The following is a 19325-nucleotide window of genomic DNA, read 5'->3' on the forward strand; positions in this document are numbered from 1 at the left end:
TCCTTGTACTCGAAATAACGGCGTATTGGCTAGATGATATACTCTTTCTCCAAAAAATACCCCACAATCGCCTCTTTCATCAACACCGACTGTTCCCCTGCCTTTAATGGAGGCAACTCTTCCTTGATGGTATAGTGCGGCCAGCCCTCCTCATCGAAAAAATCGAATTCGTAGTAGCCATAAGGTTCCAACAGGCGACAGATGGCAATATGCATCAGATCGAGTTTTTGATCTTTCTTATATTTTCTGTGGTATTGGCCCAATTCCTGAACCCCGACCAAATAAATGATGCTATCCAGTTCCAAGGGATCCCCATCGGAAAATTGGTTCGACAGTTTCTCGACCAGTAGGTCCCATCGTTCCTTTAATTGATTATCTCGTGACATTTACTTTTAAGTGACTGATCGAAATTCAAAGGTACAAATCAAAATACTACATTTGTTGGTGAAACCAGTTTTGACAAACTGTCTGTTGTTGTATGGTCAAAACAACCCATTGAACAATCCCGACGCTTCGGTCGGGATGAAAACTTATACGTTATGGCATTTTTAGATATCGTTTTAGGAATCCTGTTGATTTGGGGTCTTTGGAGAGGCCTTAAAAACGGACTCTTTGTAGAAATCGCCTCGATAATCGCCTTGATCGCGGGTATTTTTGGAGCTATTCATTTCTCCTATATCGCGGGGAATTACCTCGCCAACAATATGCAATGGGAGGAGAATTATATCAACCTGGTCGCTTTTATCATCACCTTTATTATCATTGTCGTGGTCGTTCACCTAGCCGGAAAACTACTGACCAAAATAGCGGATTTCGCTATGCTGGGACTCCTGAACAAAATCGCAGGTGGAATCTTCGGCATGTTAAAAGTCGCCGTAATTCTAGGCGCCTTATTGGTATTTTTTGACCGGATGAACAGTAGCATCGGCTTTATCAGTGAAGAAACCAAAGCACAATCGGTTTTGTACGAGCCTGTGAAAGAAATCGGGGCCCTCGTGTTTTCCAAGGTGTTGAAGGGGGAGGAAGAACAAGAAATTCAATAAGCCATCCTACAAAAGTTTCCTCAAGCTTGCACCTTATACTCTAATCCTATTAAACTTGACACCTTCTTCTGCTTGAACTTTACTATTTCACAACCTCTACCCATCGTCCCTTGGTCCTTAGCACATACTCATTATCGTACATGGCTTCGGCTTGAATACCGGGTAGATAGTAACGCCCTAAATAGGAAGCGTTCAACATTACCCTAAATGTCTTGGTCTCGTTCTTTTTCATATCGAAATAGAAATTAGAACGGTCGTCCCGAATATCGGTATAGGTCACTTGATTGTCCGCAAAATCCCCAAAATCCGTGAAACGCGTGTTTACAATTTCCCATCCGCTTGGGAAAATCTCCGTCAGTGCCATATCCCGAATCATTTTGTCCGTGGTATTGGTCAAGGTAACTTCGGCAACGAAATCAGTCCCCTGTGATACCTGTGAAACATCCAATGCCGAACCGTTGCGGCCTTTAAATACGATTTGGGCCGAAAGGTTGTTTTGCATGGTCTTCTCCTCGCCTACCGGCAAAATGCCATTGTTGATGATATTGACAAAAAGTGAGTTGCCTTCCAAATTTTTGAGTTGTACGCTATTAGTGCCTTTTTGGATAGCAAGTGCCCGACTCGCTAAGGTTTTGGACGTTGTCACATGCTCCGATTTTCCATTGATGGTTGCGGATGCCTTAATGCCTTTCCCTCCGACCATTTCGGCAAACTTCGCCATGGCCAACAGACTATAGGCCGTACTTTGGGTGCTCATATAGGAACGCTCGGAGAGGCGCTTGGCAATGGTCTTGGCCAACTCCTGGGCTTTCGAAGTATCCTTGAGCAAGATATAGGTTTCCAAGGCCATCGCGCTATTCCGGTCTGGCGAACCGTAGGTGTAGTAGTCATTGCGATTGTTATCGAAATTGATACGGGCAGTGCTTAGAATTTCCTTCGCTACATTCAACTGTCCAATAAGTCCATAGGTTGCTGCCAAACGGAATTTCGCTTCATTGGTAAGTCCGCTGGTTTCGCGCATACGGTTCATGCTGGCGACATCGGCATTACCCGATAGGGCCAGGGTGTATAATCGATAGGCCTGTGCCAGATCGGAATAATTGTTGCCCACCCGCCATTGCTTGGCCGTATTCTGTTGGTACTTGACCCAACTGGATTTAAAACCTATGGGCAATACATAGCCTTTCCTTTCGGCTTCCAACAGAAAATGTCCGGCATAACTGGTACCCCAATCATTGGAAGTATTCTGGCCCGGCCAGTAGGCGAACCCGCCGGTAGGATTTTGAAAGCCTCCCAAACGTTTGATGGCCCGGTCTATATTTTGCTGAATTTTCTGTTTCCGATTTCCGTCCAGATCAAAGATGTCGGCTAAATATAGCTGGGGAAAAGCGCCCGAAGTAGTCTGCTCCACACATCCATGGGGATACCGGATAAGGTATTGCATGCGCCCGTTGAAATTCATGGGCGGAAGCGTTGAGAACTCGACCTGGGCCGAATTGCTCCCGACAATTCCAAAGGTTTCCAAATCAATGGACCTTGTGGCATTTGGTTCGAGTATCACCTGCTGCATTTCGGTCGTCATCGGATTGGGGTTCACCACATCGATGGGTATTTCGAATGAGGCTTTTTCCCCATTACCGGAAGCTTCGACGACTACGTTTCCAATTCCTTTAAAATCGGCCACCTCCAACTCAAAATAGGCCATTTGTTCATCGGGTTGGGCAAAGGTGAGCGATCGGGTGTCACCGCCTACGATCTTGAACGATGGATCTTGCTTCAATTTTAGGGTTACGTTCTTTACCTTCTTTTCCATCGCAAAAACAGTAACGGGCAGGGTCACCTTTTCCCCAGGAGTGATTTTTCTAGGTAAGGATGCCAAGACCATCAAAGGTTTTCGGACCGGTGTTGTTTTTTCCGCCATTCCATAGGCCTCCTTCCCCACATCTCCGGCGACAACCATGGTGCGAACGGAACCCACGTATTTCGGAATCTTTATTTCATGTGATTTTGTTTCTCCTTCGTTTAATCTGAAAGGGCCCAGATGCACTACCATCGGTTCAAAACGGTTTGCTTTTTTGTTCTTTGCCCCTGCTAGGGCACCGTCACCACCGATGGCAAAAACCTGATCGATACGGCCACCAAAGGCACCGATGACGTCATCGTATACATCCCATGTCTTTACTCCCAGTGCCTCGTGTGCGTAGAATGTATCCCAAGGGTTCGGTGTCTTAAATCGGGTAAGGTCTAACAGGCCCTCGTCTACAATCGCAATGGTATAGGTCATTGGCTTTTTCTGCTCTTCGCGAACCTTTACGGTGATGGTCTCCTCGGGCCGCAATACTTCGGGCATGTTGATGACCGGTCGTATCCTGGTCGCTGGATTTTCCACCGATACCGGCATCACACCGTATAACCTGATGGGATTATCGTTCAAGGAAGTTGCGTGCGGTTGTAATAACGAAATATGGATAAAGATGTTGGGTGTGTAAAGGGCATCGATTGGCAATTGAAACTTGGTCTCATCCTTTTTCGTCTCTACCCACCGTGATTTCAGTACTTCGGTTCCGTTCTCCACGGTCACCAAGGCCCGGGACCCCTGCGAACTTGGAAAAGTGACCGTAGCGGTTTCCCCTACATTGTAGGTTTCCTTATCCGTTGAAAAAACCAACATGGTGGCCGCTTCAGGGTCGGCCTTCCTAGATTTTCCGGCCCAGCCCGGCCAGTCGATATAAACGGCCTTCCCGGTGGCATGCCCTCCGGAGGGGTCTTCTACGCGGACCAAATACCTTCCCCATTCGGGGTATTTTAATTCAAATTGGAAACTTGCTTTTCCGTTGGCACCTGTACTGATGGTTCGATTGAATACCTCTCGGTGGTAGCGACTGCTGCTGTAGTTCGACAGGTTGTTGTTCGAAGTATCCCACCACCAGCGCCATTCTACCTTGTGCACCGATACCTTTAAATTCTTGACTGCTTTTGCTGTCCCTTTTTCATCAACCGTGACCACTTCAAACGTATGCGGGGTATCGGTCAAGAGCATGCCCCTTGTTTGATCGCCTTTTGGGACGTTCAAACCGATATAAGTATCGTAGGGCGAATAGGGTTTCGTAAAGACATCGGTACTGAAATCTCCCCCATTTTCATAGACCTTCGCAATAAAAGCGGCTTGCAACATGCCCGGAGCCTGACTGTTCAATTGTGGATCGAGGCTGAAGCGGGTCTTGCCCTGTTGATCCACCTTTCCGTCGAACACCACTTGGTCTTCCACCGAGAACCGGCGGGTAGGATCATCAAAAGTGTAACCCGGGAAGGATTCAAATGTGGTCGTGATCGGATTGAACTTGGCCGTGATATCGGCTTTCAAGTTTTTGGCAACAGCTCCATGCAGCCATTTTACCTCCATTGATCCGGTGATGGGTTTTTTCCCGTTCAAAATTGCATCCTCAAAATCGGTCTTGATCTTCAATCTATTGGGTTTGATCGTCTCGATCTTAACGGTCTTGGTGAAGGAAGCTCCCCCGACCGAAACCTTTGCCGTCCAATTTCCGGTGGGTGCATTTTCGTCGGTCTTCAGATTAAATTGATAGAAGTTGTCGACCCCGTTCGTCTTTACCTCCCGATACACCACTTTGTTATAGGGGTCGAGCAATTCGAGTTTTACAGGATGGTTTTCGGGCAACTCGTTGGCGGTGTCATTCAACATAAAAGAAAGGAAAATTGAATCTCCCGGTCGCCAAACGCCCCGTTCACCAAAAATGAACCCTTTGAGTCCCTTTTTCAATTCCACTCCGGCCACCCTGAACTTGCTCACCGAAAGGGCATTGCCATCATTCAGTTTCAAGTAGGTTTTTTGTCCATTGTTTTCTACGACCGCAAAATAGACGGGCTTATCGGCGTCATAGATGATGGTGCCATCGACATCGGTAATCGCCGTGGCCATATCCTGCTGCTGGTAGTTGTAAAAGGTCACCTTCGCACCCGCGATCGGGTTGGTATTCAGAATATCGGTAACCGCGACAAAATAGCTTTTATTGATTCCTCTCTTCACCGTAACCCCAATATCGGAGGCCAGTACGTTCATACCTACCTTCTTATCATAATAATAAGACTTGTCACAAGGGTTCTCACGTTCATTCCAATTATAATCGTAATAGTAGTCTTCGTAGTAATACTCCTCGACCCCATCCCACGAACTGTTTTCATCTTCCTCGTCAAAATCTTCCTCAGCTTCCTCTTGCGGGTCAAAATTGGCAGTATCACACGTATAGGCACTGTCGTGCGGACCAAAAGTAAATTCCACGCGGTAAATGGCCCCTACTTCGGGCGAAATCAAGGTTCTTAGGTCTAGGGCGTTGGCCGACCACTTGCTAACGGTATTTGAAAGAATGTTTTGCAGTGGTATTCTTTTTTTGACAATAGGTCTAGCGACCGCTCTTAAATCGCTGCTGCCATTGATATTGTTGGTCTGTAAAAACTGTAGTATGTTGTTCCCATAAATCTTATAGACCGACACTTCGACCGTTTTTAGGTTGACCGTTTCAAAGTTGATTTTCAAGTTGCTCGAAGAGGGGAGAATGGTCCCGTTCGAAAGCAAACGTACCTGTGGTTTTAATTGCTCGAAGGCAACACCTTCGGTGTACTTGGACCTCAGTTTATAACCGTCGGTACTTTCGATACCCTCAAAAACCTCCAGTTGTACGGTACCTAAAATTTCTTTGGAAGGATAGACTTTAAGCGTATTCCCCTCAATGGCGTATTTAGGGTTATCATCACTTTCCAGAACCACCAACCCCTTGAAATTTTGCCCCTTTTTCACAGGGTCGGAAAAATTGACGAGTACCACCGCATTCCCACCTGTCTCTACGGTCGTACTCAAAACGGTAAAGTTATTCTTACCGGGAATCCTGATGGTGTTTGATCCCTTGCTTTCAATATCGAACTGGGCGCCGTCCCAAGAAACTTGCAGTTCGGAATCCTCTTCGAACCGTTGGATACTATCGATCCTAAAAGCGAACTGGTTGCCCATTTCTACGGCATTTTCGAACTTGGGGTCGATGGTTTTACCTTCGCGTTTGACGGCGATGAGTTTTTTAATAGTCTCCAAAGACATTATATCGGCCGTCTTAATCTGCCCGTTTATGTATTGATGGTTCTTGGAGTACGACTGCAAGGCATCGGTATAGACATTGAACTCCTGCTTCAGTGTTTTCACCTTAAAGTGAAAGGTACGAAGTTCACGAGGTGTTTCGGCTACCAACTCGTCGAGGGCGAGCGTGAATTCGTACTCGCTATCTTGTTTAAAGCCTTTCTCGGGTACGAAAGCAATGGTCCTGTTATCCAGTGCCGCGACTTTTCCTTTAACACTGGGGGTCGCTGTAAGAAGGTGCCTTTCGAGCTCATCCCCCTTGCTCCAAGAATCGATAGGATTGGTAAGCACAACCCGAACATCACTTTGGGCGGAAATAATGCCATGTGATACTTGACTTATGTATTCTTGATATTTATTGATGTTGTCGAGCTGTTCCCCGATTGTTTCTTTTTTTGGGGTACATCCGAACGTAAAAAGCAGGAGTAATGAAAAACGAAAAAAGGGTTTGATCTTCATAAATAACCGTTTTGTTCAAAAGTAATGGAGTTTCAAACAAAACCCATCCCCTTATACCGTGAAAATGTTGCCCCGTATACCCCGTTCTATATTACAACGCAACCTGTAGCTTTCGTATTGTCTGGTGGTTGAAAACCATCGTACTATCAAATACGTCTCTTTTGACCTACAAAGACTTTCGACAACTGTGCAGTTCATCGAATAAATTACCTTTTATTTAATCGGTTGCCTAATTTTTTCTATCATTACATCATTGAAAGCTCCCCGCTTCAATAAAAGAACACGAGAACCCCCAATCTTCGCTACCTACTTATAGAACGCCTACTTACAATTTAGAACGTTGTATGAAAATGAGATTGCGATATACCATTATGGTATGTTTCGTAGTGTTGGCGACATCTTGCACCAAAGAAACATATGTGGGGGAAACCGGGATTGTCCCGGAAGCCGAGAACGATCGTATCGTTGAACAAGAACTATTGAGTGTCATAAACGATCATCGTCTGGCGTTGGGTTATAACGCTTTGGATTATAGTTCTGAAGCCCAGAAATATGCCGACCAACATAATGACTACATGATTTCGAAAGGCAGTTTGAGCCATGATAATTTCAGCTCTAGAGCTTCTAGCCTTTCCTCCGAGTTGAATGCGGAATTCGTCGCCGAAAACGTGGCAAAGGACTATACCAACGCCACGGAAGCGTTCGAAGGCTGGCTTCAGAGCTCCAACCATAAAAAGACAATGGAAGGAGAGTTTACCCATACGGCGGTGAGTGTCAAAAAAGATGCTTCGGGCAATTACTATTTTACACAACTCTTCTTTCGATAATCCCCCGCAAAGCCGTTTTGTTTTCTTAAATTTGGATAAACCGTTGCTAGTTTGGCGTTGAGCATTTATCTTTAAAAAACTCCAAACTAATAATCACAAATCCCGAAACATGCCGGTAGCACCCCCTTTTAATCTCAACAAATGGATAGAGGATAACCGAGACACCCTAAAGCCACCTGTGGGTAATAGGAATCTATATAAAGAATCCGGTGATTATATCGTTATGGTCGTAGCCGGGCCCAATGCACGGAAAGATTATCATTATAACGAGACCGAGGAATTGTTCTATCAGTTGGAAGGACATATCGAAGTACATATTCAGGAAGACGGACAAAAGACAACGATGAAATTAGGCCCTGGTGATATGTACCTACATCCTGCAAAAATTCCGCATTCCCCGGTGCGTCACGAGGGCAGCATCGGTTTGGTGATCGAACGAAAACGGGCCGATATGAATGTCGATGACGGACTCTTATGGTTCTGTGACAGTTGCAATCACAAACTCTACGAGGCCTACTTCACCCTCAACGACATCGAGAAGGACTTTCTAGCACATTTTAAGCATTTCTATGGGTCAAAAGCACTTCGCACTTGCGACAACTGTGGCGCGGTGATGCCGGTAGACCCACGATTCACCTCCGAGGAATAACGTATGGATATCGCAATCAACATTCTGGTAGGCCTCGTCGCATTCTTACACTTGTATTTTCTATGGTTCGAAATGTTTGCATGGACCACGAAGGGGCGAAAAGTTTTCAGATCATTCCCGAAAGAACTGTTCGAGCCTACCAAACCCATGGCTGCCAACCAAGGTCTTTACAATGGCTTTTTGGCTGCAGGACTGATATGGACCTTCTTCATAGAAGATACGATTTGGAAAACCAACGTCGCCCTTTTCTTTTTGGGATGTGTAGCCGTCGCAGGCATCTATGGCTCCCTTTCGGTAGAAAAGAAAATATTCTTTGTTCAGGCCCTTCCTGCATTGATCGCTATGGGGCTCATCCTAATCAACTAGTCTAAATTCATGCTATTCAAAAACGGTTCCAACACAACTAACGGAAAAAGGTACCGCTCTTCGTCGATAGCCTTATTCATCGTCCTGTTTATGACCCAAATCCTAAGTTCGCAAAAAATGACTCCTGAACAAGTAGTACAGAAACAGCTGGAAACATATAACAATCGGGATATTGATGGGTTTATGTCGGTCATCGATTCCAACGTGGTATTTTATAACTTTTCCGATAGGACAAAGACAATGGAAGGAGCCGCCGCCTGCAAATCGTTCTATACGGCACTTTTCGAGGCGTCTCCGAAACTGCATTCCACTATTTTGTCCCGAACTATCCTTGGTAACAAAGTCATTGACCATGAAAGCATCACTGGTAGAAATGGAAACGATGGCGTTTTGGAACTGGTGCTGATTTATGAAGTGGAAAACGAAAAAATTACCAAGGTAACCGTGATACGAAAAGAAGGATAAACTACTCTTTATTCGTAGCTTTGCAAAAAATATAACACTCCACGTTCAAAAAGTTATAAAATGTCAAAAATTGCAATCGAGTTTGGAATCGATCAAGCCCTTGAAGCCTTGGGTATTCAAAATATCAATAATGGCACCTCAACAGGTACCGAAAACTTCTCCTCAGGGGAAATCATTGAATCCTATTCCCCAGTTGATGGAGCCCTGATCGGCAAGGTCAAGACTACCTCAAAAGGGGATTATGAAAAGGTAATGGTCACCGCGACCGAGGCCTTTAAAATCTGGCGTGCCAAACCAGCTCCCCAACGGGGTGAAATCGTTCGTCAGTTCGGGAACCGTCTTCGAGAGTTGAAAGCTCCCTTGGGGAAATTGGTCTCCTATGAAATGGGGAAAAGTTATCAGGAGGGACTGGGCGAGGTGCAAGAGATGATCGATATCTGTGATTTCGCGGTCGGGCTTTCAAGACAGTTGCACGGACTCACGATGCATTCCGAAAGGCCCGGACACCGTATGTACGAACAATATCATTCATTGGGGGTGGTAGGTATTATTTCGGCATTTAACTTTCCAGTAGCGGTGTGGTCTTGGAACACGGCCTTGGCGTGGATCTGCGGTGACGTTTGTGTCTGGAAACCTTCTGAAAAAACCCCGTTATGCGGGGTCGCCTGTCAAAATATTGCCGCAGAGGTGTTTAAGGCGAATGGCTTGCCTGAAGGTATTTCCTGCCTGATCAATGGCGATTACAAAGTAGGGGAGTTTATGACCCAAGATGGTCGTATCCCCCTTGTTTCGGCCACCGGTTCGATACGAATGGGGAAAATCGTCGCACAAGCAGTGGCTGCGCGATTGGGGAAATCGCTTTTGGAACTGGGCGGAAACAATGCCATCATCGTCACACCTAATGCCGATATCAAAATGACCGTCATCGGAGCCGTATTCGGAGCGGTAGGCACGGCCGGACAACGTTGTACCTCAACCAGAAGATTGATCATACACGAATCGATCTATGATCAAGTTAAGGATGCCATCGTTGCCGCCTACGAACAATTGCGTATTGGAAATCCATTGGATGAAAACAACCATGTGGGCCCGTTGATCGATACCGATGCCGTAGCCATGTACAAGGCCGCATTGGAGAAAGTGGTCGCAGAGGGCGGAAAGTTGATTGTCGCAGGCGGTGTGCTCGGCGGGGAAGGCTATGAAAGCGGATGTTATGTTAAACCTGCGATTGCCGAAGCGGAGAATCATTTTGAAATTGTACAACATGAGACTTTTGCCCCTGTATTATATCTATTGAAATATTCCGGTGAAGTAGAAAATGCCATCGCCATTCAAAACGGGGTGGTACAAGGCCTCTCCTCGGCCATAATGACCAACAACCTTCGAGAGGCCGAACGCTTTCTATCGGTGGCAGGAAGCGATTGTGGCATCGCCAATGTCAATATCGGGACTTCCGGGGCCGAGATAGGTGGGGCCTTTGGCGGTGAAAAAGAAACGGGTGGCGGCCGCGAAAGCGGCTCGGATGCATGGAAGATTTACATGCGTCGACAGACCAACACCATTAATTATACGACCGAACTGCCCCTTGCCCAAGGGATCAAGTTTGATCTTTAGATAAAATAAGGCCGGACAGGTTTCAACACTGTCTGGCTTACCAAAAAAACCCGCTACTTTTCATGAACCTCCCCGTTCCCCCGATCGGGTTGTTCTTAAAAAATAGCGGGATTAACCAACTAAACTAACTCAAAATTTACGCGGAACGTTAGTCCCAGACTAGCTTCCGGATATGCTTTTTGTATTTTTTACTTCCTGAACACGCCAACTCCCGCGGAGTAGATTTTGCAGCCCCAGTAATATTACCATACAGATAAAGGTCAGTACTTTTAAAATTTCGGCTTTCATCAGGTGTTCTAATTTGATAGGTTAAATATATTCATTCCTGCAACTGCGGCCCATGGCTATTGTATGGTTGGTTTAAATTAATGTATAAATGGTAAATGCTTGCAGGATGTTTTCTTCCATTTCATATCCAAACCATTGCTTTATGGCTTAGTGTCTTTTAAATAATAAAGGTTAACACGCTGATCGTATAAACAGTTGCACCGACAGCCTGCCAGAGATTTTGATCTGCACTTTTGCAAGCTTTCGGCTGCTCGGCGAAAATATCAAGACCCTATCGCAATGCCGGAACGTTGTCGGGAGCGATAGGGCCTATAGCAAAATTTTGTCGCAATATCGGAAGACTGGCAATGCCTATCAACTCCCGTTGTACAACTGGTAATGAAAATTGTATAATTGGTCGGTAAAATTGGTTGTATTCCTCGTTTTGAGTAGGAGTTTGGGCGATCATCTACCGGATTTGACCAACAACATAAATACTTTTTTTTAACATTTTAAGGTTTTTTTTAATACATTGCTAGGTAGAACACTAAACAATTATTAACAATGACAAAAACAACAACGAATCTGCTCGGGATTCTCATTACAATCATAGGGGGTACCTTTCTCTACGTGCAGCTGTGCAGTTCCTGCGGCACAACAGTAGCGAAGGAAGAACCTGTGAAAGAGACGGTAATGCCGGCAGAACCTTCAGCCACTTCATATCCCTTTGCTTTTAGCGATGGCGACTATGCGTACAATGAAAACGACAATTATAATTTTAATGTGTCGTCCTCTTCGATCTTAATGCCATTATCCCAAAAAGTCATCGATGGTATTGCTAGCTTAAAGACCTTTTTGACCGAAAATGCCGGTAAGGTTATCAACGTCACAGGATATTACAAAGCAAGCGAATCGAATGATTCCGCTTTTCCCAATCTTGGTCTGGCACGGGCCAATGCGGTAAAGAATCACATGGTCGAAAACGGAATCTCTTCTACCCAGATCAATACGATGGGCCAACTTATGGAAGAGATGGTGCCTAAGGACAATATGTATCTTGGTCCGGTGGAATATAGCTTGGCCGATAGGGCCGCCGATTCCGAGGATGAATTAAATGCTTTATATGACAAGATAGTCGCCAATCCGTTGGTTCTTTATTTTGATACCGGTGAGGCGTCGATCAACCTTACTGCGGAGCAGCGGCAAAAGGTAGCCGATATCTCCAGATACCTTGACAAGGTTCCCAATGCGAAGGCTAAGGTGGTCGGCCATACCGATAACGAAGGAAGAAGGGTCACGAATATGAGGCTTGGACAGGGCCGTGCAGATTTTGCAAAGGCGTATCTTATCCAAAACGGTATTGCCGATACTAAGATAGTTGCTACCTCTGAAGGTCCCGATTCCCCGGTGGAGAGTAATGCCACTGAAGAAGGAAGGGCTAAAAACAGAAGAACGGTCGTAACACTAATGAAATAAATAATAAACCTAAAAATAGAATAATATGGATTTTGAAAATATGAACATTTGGTGCTGGTTACTCCCCGCCCTCGTTGGAATCATCTCGGGAATATTAGGATATCTTATCGGTAAGGGTGGAAGCACGACCATCGACAACTCCGCAGACCTTAAATTATTGCAGGACAAGAATGCCAAGCTACAGGCCGATTTGGATGCTTGTAACAAAAAAGTGTCAGCGTCGGCAAATCCCGCAGTAGCAGTGATTCCCTTTGATGCGGATGCCGCCAAAAAAGCCATGGGAAAGACCATTAAACAAGATGACTTAAAGGTGGTCGAAGGTATCGGCCCAAAAATCGAGCAAATGTTCCATGACGCCGGTATTAAAACCTGGAAGGCACTTTCGGAAACCGCGGTTGCCAAATGTCAGGAGGTTCTTGATGGAGGCGGTGAGCGCTACAAGGTACACGATCCGGCATCGTGGCCAATGCAGGCAAAAATGTGTTATGAAGGAAAATGGGCCGATCTTGCAAAATGGCAAGATGAGCACGATCACGGAAAACTATAATCCACAGCTTCCCCCATTAAAAAAATCCGATGTATTGGAATACATCGGATTTTTTTAATTTTCACTGGAACAATAACCTACACCATTCCATTGGCTTCGACCCATTTAAAACGATATTGATCCTCTGGAAATTTCATCCTTGTGGCAATCCGTTCCAAACGGGCCGGGAGTTTTAAGAGATAGTCCCTGGCTTTTTCGGCTTCCTCGTTCAGGGATCGTACGGTTTCCAGTTTCCAATATGCATTTAATTTTTTAAGTATTTCGATATAATCCATTGCCGTATAAACACCCAAACGCTGTGCACAGTTGGAAAAGTTCTCGAAGGCCGTTCCGATGGTTCCTCCAGATTCCCTTAAAAAGTGTGCGGGCATTACGATTTTTTTCTTCATCATATCGGCAAAAGCCAGCATCATTCCGCTGGGATCCTCCCCAAAAATGGTCTTTACGAATTCCCGATAGGCCAAGTGGTGCCGCATTTCGTCTCCCGCGATAATCGTACACATTTTTCCCAAGAGTGCATTTCCCTTTTTCTTAGCCATCTGCCCTACCCGCTTATGGGAGATGTTGGTAGCCAATTCTTGAAAAGTAGTGTAGACAAAATTTTTGTAAGGGTCCCTATCGGTGCCGATATCAAACCCATCCGATATAAGATGCTGCGTGGTAATTTCCACTTCGCGCATATTCACCCTTCCGGAAAGGTAGAGGTATTTGTTGAGCACATCACCATGTCTGTTTTCCTCCGCCGTCCATGCCCTGACCCATTTCGACCATCCATTATCTTTTCCGGAATGCTGGTCGACCCCCTCGACATCCATCAACCATGATTCATAGGTAGGCAACGCTTCCTCGGTAATGGTATCGGCGACCATGGTAACCCAAAAATCATAGCCAAGTTCCTTCGATTCACCACGTAATTCCTCAACATCCTCCAAAAAACGGTCATTTTGGGAATCGGGAAGGAAATCGGACGGTTGCCAGATGTCCTCGATAGGAATCAAAAAATCTTCCATGAAACCCGCTACCTGGGGTTCTATGGCCTGCATCACCTCGAGTCTAATGTTTTTGGTCGACATGTAAACTTTTTTTGTAAAGTTCGACAATAAAAGCGTAACCCGATAGGAATTGGGTTTTTTTTCAGTTTCTCCCAGTTTCACCTGGATACAACAAATGTACGGGATCGCTCTGCCATATCTTTTTTGTGTCGGAATCGATAATCGAGAGCGGGCCCTTGAATGCGGCACCAGTATCCACGTTCCAAACGTTGGCGGCGTTTTGGGGAGTCGTTTTTCCAATTCGTGTTACCGGCGTATGGCCAATATAAATCTCACGATAATGGGTCAATCTTTTCGGGTACCAGGAGTTGTCTTTCGATAGATCTGGATTTAGTGAAAGTGACAGTTCCCATAACGTTCGATCCCAATAGAACGTTTTTGAAAAATACTCGAATTCCACTCCTTTCAAGTTGGTGAATCCAGCGTGTAGGAATAATCTTGTTTCATCATCGAGATAATAGTTCTCCAAACCTTCATAGAAGGTCTTGTGTCGCTCTATGGTAGTAGAACTGGCAGCACTATATGATTTCATCGTAGCCTCGCCACCATGTTGTCGCCACAACGGATTGTCTTTTCTATGTATTAACCAATCATGGCACAGTTCGTCGTGGTTGCCTTTGATAAAAATGCATTGATGGGTGGTTCCCAGTCGAAGCAAAAAATCAACAGTCTCCACGGCATGGCTCCATCCGTCGACATAATCACCTAAAAAAATCAGCTGGTCTTCCGGAGAAACATCTGCTCTTTCCAATACTTGCTCCAGAGCCCTGAGACCCCCGTGAATATCCCCTATTACCAATGTTCTCATACCACAAAATCGAGCTTTGACAAGTTTCAAAGATATCCCAAAAAGACCATTTGATCAACCTGTAGAACATACTCTTATCCACTATTTGCCAAAGTGCTAAACCTTTGGAGTGTATTTCGTCGATCTTCTTACAAAAAGGACTACAAAATTAACTTTTTTTTATACTTTCCAAGATGACTAAATAATTTAAAAAATCACTGTATGGAAACACTATTACCCCGAAAAATTTTTAATCTCTTTCTTGCATTCGGCTTGATGTGCCTTTTGGCCTTCAACACAAATGCCCAAGAGTTAAAAACCACGCACGAAGATGCCCCCCAAAAGGGTCATGCGCTTTACAAACAATCCAAAATCTATGACAGTAAAACCGGACCCACCGGTGAGAAACCCAAGGCAGTGGGCGATCGCGCCATTGATCGTTGGAAGTTTGAGCAAAAGCAATTGCGCAATCCGTACACCAAGACGATTCCGAAAGACATCAAGCAATTGGAGGCAAAATTCTCCGATAATATCAAGGAGCGTAGTTTGGAATCGGAAGCCACCAATAAATCTTCCGAAACTTTTGCCAAAAGCAAGTTCCAATATTGGAAGAATAGGGGACCCGGAAATGTCGGTGGCCGAACCCGTGCCTTGGCGTTGGATATGCGGAATGAGAACATTGTGTTTGCCGGAGGTGTTTCCGGCGGACTTTGGCGTTCTACCAATTTGGGCCAAAGCTGGAGGAAAGTAACCCTTCCTTTTCAGTCACCGAGTATTACCTCCATTGTACAAGATCCGAGACAAGGCCACAGAAATGTTTGGTACTATGCCTCCGGTGAGCGTTTCGGAAACTCGGCCTTTGCACCAGGGGCCTTTTACACCGGAACAGGCGTTTACAAATCGGTGAACAACGGTCGAACTTGGTTTCGACTAACAAATTCAAACGATAACGACCTCACCTCCATTACATCATTGGACATTATCAATAGCATTGCCATCGACCCTAAAAACGGCGACGTATATGCTGCGACCTTCGAAGGGCTTTTTCGTTCCCAAGACGGTGGGCAGAATTTTAACCTGGTATTACCGAGCGCAAGGGACAGCCAGACCGAAGTAATGATTACCCCTGAAGGGAAGATTTATGCCACGGTCGATATTTTTAGCGGACCCGACGCCGGTTTCTTCGTCTCCGATAATGGGGATGAGTGGACACCCATTACCCCGGAAGGAATTATTCCGGCCTACGGTAGAACCGTTATGGCATACGACCCTTCCGATGAAAATCGTATCTACTTCTTCTCATTCAATTTGGCCGATTTTTCAGAAGCCTTCCTATGGAGGTACCAAGCCGATGCGGAGACACCTGAGGAAGAGTGGGTCGATTTAAGTGCCAACTTGCCCGTTGCCATAGGTGGAAGGGCAGGTAATCTCAACCTTCAAGGGGCCTATAACATGATTATCAAGGTACACCCTACCAAACCTGATTTGGTGTTTTTGGGAGGCACCAACCTGTATCGCTCTACCACAGGGTTTACAACACCTACCGGTTTCGAAGGATGGATTGGGGGCTACACCAATCTCAGCGATAGTTTTGCCCTCTACCCCAACCATCATCCCGACCAGCACAATTTGGTATTTTTACCTTCCAACCCCGATAGGGCTATTTCGGCCAATGATGGGGGAGTTCAGCTTACGGAGGACATTACCGATACGGAGAACTTTGTAGCCTGGACCTCCCTAAACAATAAATACATCACGACCCAACCCTATGCCATTTCTTTTGACCCTGAGGGCAATAGTGATGATTTGTTGGCCGGTTTTCAGGACAACGGTACTTGGTTTACCGATTCCAAAAACATTAACGATCCCTGGATAGACGATTTCGGGGGTGATGGATCTTACAATGCCATTGCAGACGGAGGTCGTACCCGGTATGTGTCTTCCCAGTTTGGAAATGTATATCGATTAAACTTTGATGAAGCGGGTGAATTCGAAAGCTTTACACGAATTACTCCTGCAGGCGCAAGCAACTTCGACTTCGTTGCACCCTTTCTGCTTGATCCCATCAACGACAATATCATGTATATGCCAGCTGGGGATCGCATGTGGAGGAACAACAATCTGGACGAGGTGCCCTTGTTTTCCAATGCCCCGGCCAGTGTCAATTGGGTAGAACTTAAGGAAACGATTACCCCCGACGGGTCATTTATCACGGCTATGGATGTTTCCAAATTTCCGGTAGCCAGTAGATTGTACTACGGAACCGACTCCGGGAAGGTGTTCAGGATGGACAATTCGAATGTCGATGGCCAGAAAGCCGTAGATATCTCAACAGGGAAAGGTCTTCCCGAAGGAAATGTCAACAGCGTATATGTCGATCCAAAAAACTCCGATCGCGTTTTCATCGTGTTTTCCAACTACGGTATTCCCAGTGTATTCGTTTCACGCGATGCAGGGGAATCATGGAGGGATATCAGTGGCAACCTTGAAGAGAATCGAGACGGTTCGGGTAACGGTCCGTCTGTACGATGGTTTGCCATGAACGGTAACAACGATGGCTATTTTGTGGGTACCAGCACCGGACTATACTTCACCTACAGATTACAAGGTAAAAACACGCAGTGGTTCAGGGAACCGATTCGTATAGGCAACGGCGTGGTAGTTCAAGTGAAGACACGTGCTGATGGCTTTGTTGCTGCAGGTGTGCACGGTAACGGGGTCTACAGCGCCAATTTCTACGTACGCCCGAGACCTGAGCCTACCTTAAGTGTAGCGCGGCTACTGCCAGATTTGACGGTTCCCATCGATAGTGATCCCATCGAAGTGGATATCAAAGACCTTTTTGTTAGTTCAAAGGGTAAAAAACCCAAGGTCACCTTCCGTGTCATCAACCCCGATGTGGTCGAATCCTTTAGTATTCGAAGCAACAAGCTCATTATCGAGATCAAGCCTGGGGTGGAGGGATCTAGTGTTGTGGAACTGACCGCCAAACAGGGTCGGGAACAAGTCTCGGAAGGCTTCACCATAAATGTGATAGAACCAGCTATTTACGAACAAACCGGACCGGTTTCCAGCAGCAGTCCGTCCCAAAACTTTCTTGATTTCGGCGGCGCCATTGCCCAATCAGCGGATGATTTTGTAATCCCGGAGGGAAGCACTTGGAAAATTCGCAATATTATTGCGAATGGAGCGGTCAACGGGGCGCCTGCCATAACCGACGCTACCGTGGTGATATACACCGACAACAATGGTCTTCCCGGACAGGAGATTTACAACAGTGGGTCGATTGTTCCGGATTCGGAGCCTACCGATTACAATTTGAACTTACCACTACCCGAAGAGGTAGAGTTGACCGGCGGAGCCTACTGGCTATCGGTGTATACTAACCTAGCTTTTGACGGCGGTAATCAATGGTTCTGGTTTACACAGGCCCAAGTAATCGGGAACGAGGCGGCATTTAAAGATGCAGCCAATCTATTTGGACTTGGAGCCATCGATTGGACACCGCAGTCGGTAGCTTTCACCGCGCCACCGGAAGACCAAGTATTCCAAATTTTTGGAATGGTACAGGAAGCCGCTGCGGCAGAAGCCGACCCAGCTTCGAGGGTTGCGGAAGACGGCTTGGAAAGCCAAAGCCTGGTCGAGGTAGAAGGCAACGTGGTCACTACGGTTTGGCCGAACCCTTCAACTTCGGAGTTCTTCTTTTCGCTCAAGGACAATGCCGATGCACGAGTAACCACTAGAGTTTATAATATGTTGGGGCAGCTCGTTTATGAGAAAGCCGATATCGATGCGAAACAGACGTTCTCATGGGATGCGTCAGCGGCGCCAACCGGACTCTACATCGTAAAGATTACAGGCAAGAATACCAACAAGAGTTTCAATATTGTGAAGAAATAATAGTTCGTTCCAATTTCTTCCGAAAAGGGCACGGGGCGATCTCTCCGTGCCCTTTTCTATTTTCTTCTATCCCATAAAACCCATTCGAAGAAAAAATTTCGCGATGCTGACAATCCTAAAGGCAGACCCGTCGTGGAATTATTTAGATTAAAGACAATTTTGAGATGACAACGTAGTTCATCGGATAGTATGTTAAAAATTAACAATAGATCGGTATATCCCTTAATTTTAAGTACCCTAAATCACATAATTCTATGAAAAGCTTATTGGTAATACTGGTTATGCTTCCCTACCTGGCCTGCAATTCACTTGACCCAACTACTGTTGAAGAAGAGGTGATGCCCTCATCAAACATTGATACGGAGGAAGTGTCGGAACAAGATGTTCCCGAAATCCCATCTTCGAATCCCGGTGAGGTAACCTTTAAACTTGAAATAATCGAAGGTTACGATTCCGGGAAGGATATATGCGATGTTTCCAGGGAACACGTGTTTTTGACCGAAATCATGGAAATCGTGGAAAGAGGTATGGGTATTACCCATATGCCCCGGACAAAAGATCGCATGTTGGTTAATTTTGTTTTGGAGCCCAAAGAGTTGACAGCTGACTCCGTCGTTGAAGCAAAAGCGCGGGAATCGCTATGCCTTGATACCTCAAAAAGTTACTTCACCATTATTTCCTATAAAATTTTGGAATAAGGCCCGTTTTGTGTTTACCTTTCCGATAT

14 protein-coding genes are annotated in these 19325 nt (G+C 45.7%); 10 read left to right on the forward strand and 4 right to left on the reverse strand.

Annotation, left to right across the window (positions count from 1 at the left end; all coding sequences use genetic code 11):
* Positions 1 to 29 precede the first annotated feature (29 nt).
* Positions 30 to 386 (reverse strand): hypothetical protein, encoded by a 357-nt coding sequence (locus tag FK220_RS05800; protein WP_152573309.1) that lies wholly within the window; start codon positions 384 to 386, stop codon positions 30 to 32.
* Between the two features lie 153 nt (positions 387 to 539).
* On the opposite strand from FK220_RS05800, the gene FK220_RS05805 reads away from it, so the two are divergent.
* Positions 540 to 1043 carry a CvpA family protein gene (locus tag FK220_RS05805; RefSeq protein WP_152573310.1) on the forward strand — a complete coding sequence of 168 codons (504 nt, stop codon included), beginning with the start codon at positions 540 to 542 and terminating at the stop codon, positions 1041 to 1043.
* 82 nt (positions 1044 to 1125) lie between these two features.
* On the opposite strand, the gene FK220_RS05810 is transcribed toward FK220_RS05805, so the two are convergent.
* Positions 1126 to 6648: an alpha-2-macroglobulin family protein gene (locus FK220_RS05810; protein WP_152573311.1), complete on the reverse strand. Its 5523-nt coding sequence runs from the start codon at positions 6646 to 6648 to the stop codon at positions 1126 to 1128.
* A gap of 344 nt (positions 6649 to 6992) precedes the next feature.
* On the opposite strand from FK220_RS05810, the gene FK220_RS05815 reads away from it, so the two are divergent.
* From FK220_RS05815 to FK220_RS05845, 7 genes are all read left to right on the forward strand, one after another.
* Positions 6993 to 7475 (forward strand): CAP domain-containing protein, encoded by a 483-nt coding sequence (locus FK220_RS05815; RefSeq protein WP_152573312.1) that lies wholly within the window; start codon positions 6993 to 6995, stop codon positions 7473 to 7475.
* 109 nt (positions 7476 to 7584) lie between these two features.
* Positions 7585 to 8124 (forward strand): 3-hydroxyanthranilate 3,4-dioxygenase, encoded by a 540-nt coding sequence (locus FK220_RS05820; RefSeq protein ID WP_152573313.1) that lies wholly within the window; start codon positions 7585 to 7587, stop codon positions 8122 to 8124.
* Between the two features lie 3 nt (positions 8125 to 8127).
* A complete protein-coding gene (locus tag FK220_RS05825; protein WP_152573314.1) occupies positions 8128 to 8490 on the forward strand; it encodes a DUF1304 domain-containing protein in 363 nt (120 codons plus the stop codon).
* A 117-nt stretch (positions 8491 to 8607) separates the two neighbouring features.
* Positions 8608 to 8955: a nuclear transport factor 2 family protein gene (locus tag FK220_RS05830; RefSeq protein WP_166204785.1), complete on the forward strand. Its 348-nt coding sequence runs from the start codon at positions 8608 to 8610 to the stop codon at positions 8953 to 8955.
* A gap of 60 nt (positions 8956 to 9015) precedes the next feature.
* On the forward strand, positions 9016 to 10569 hold the full coding sequence (amaB, locus tag FK220_RS05835) for an L-piperidine-6-carboxylate dehydrogenase (protein WP_152573316.1): 1554 nt from the start codon (positions 9016 to 9018) through the stop codon (positions 10567 to 10569).
* An 831-nt stretch (positions 10570 to 11400) separates the two neighbouring features.
* Positions 11401 to 12312 carry an OmpA family protein gene (locus tag FK220_RS05840; protein ID WP_152573317.1) on the forward strand — a complete coding sequence of 304 codons (912 nt, stop codon included), beginning with the start codon at positions 11401 to 11403 and terminating at the stop codon, positions 12310 to 12312.
* A gap of 25 nt (positions 12313 to 12337) precedes the next feature.
* Positions 12338 to 12859, forward strand: a complete 522-nt coding sequence (locus FK220_RS05845; protein WP_152573318.1) for a hypothetical protein — start codon at positions 12338 to 12340, stop codon at positions 12857 to 12859.
* A 77-nt stretch (positions 12860 to 12936) separates the two neighbouring features.
* Here the strand turns inward: FK220_RS05845 and FK220_RS05850 are convergent, their stop codons facing one another.
* Positions 12937 to 13932, reverse strand: a complete 996-nt coding sequence (locus FK220_RS05850; RefSeq protein WP_152573319.1) for an acyl-ACP desaturase — start codon at positions 13930 to 13932, stop codon at positions 12937 to 12939.
* 61 nt (positions 13933 to 13993) lie between these two features.
* Positions 13994 to 14719, reverse strand: coding sequence for a metallophosphoesterase (locus FK220_RS05855; RefSeq protein WP_152573320.1), 726 nt, complete (start codon positions 14717 to 14719; stop codon positions 13994 to 13996).
* A 201-nt stretch (positions 14720 to 14920) separates the two neighbouring features.
* On the opposite strand from FK220_RS05855, the gene FK220_RS05860 reads away from it, so the two are divergent.
* Positions 14921 to 18598: a T9SS type A sorting domain-containing protein gene (locus FK220_RS05860; RefSeq protein WP_152573321.1), complete on the forward strand. Its 3678-nt coding sequence runs from the start codon at positions 14921 to 14923 to the stop codon at positions 18596 to 18598.
* Positions 18599 to 18852: 254 nt separating this feature from the next.
* A complete protein-coding gene (locus tag FK220_RS05865) occupies positions 18853 to 19296 on the forward strand; it encodes a hypothetical protein (protein WP_152573322.1) in 444 nt (147 codons plus the stop codon).
* Positions 19297 to 19325 lie beyond the last annotated feature (29 nt).

Origin of the sequence: Pelagihabitans pacificus (assembly GCF_009371985.2) — a bacterium.
Lineage (GTDB): Bacteria > Bacteroidota > Bacteroidia > Flavobacteriales > Flavobacteriaceae > Pelagihabitans > Pelagihabitans pacificus.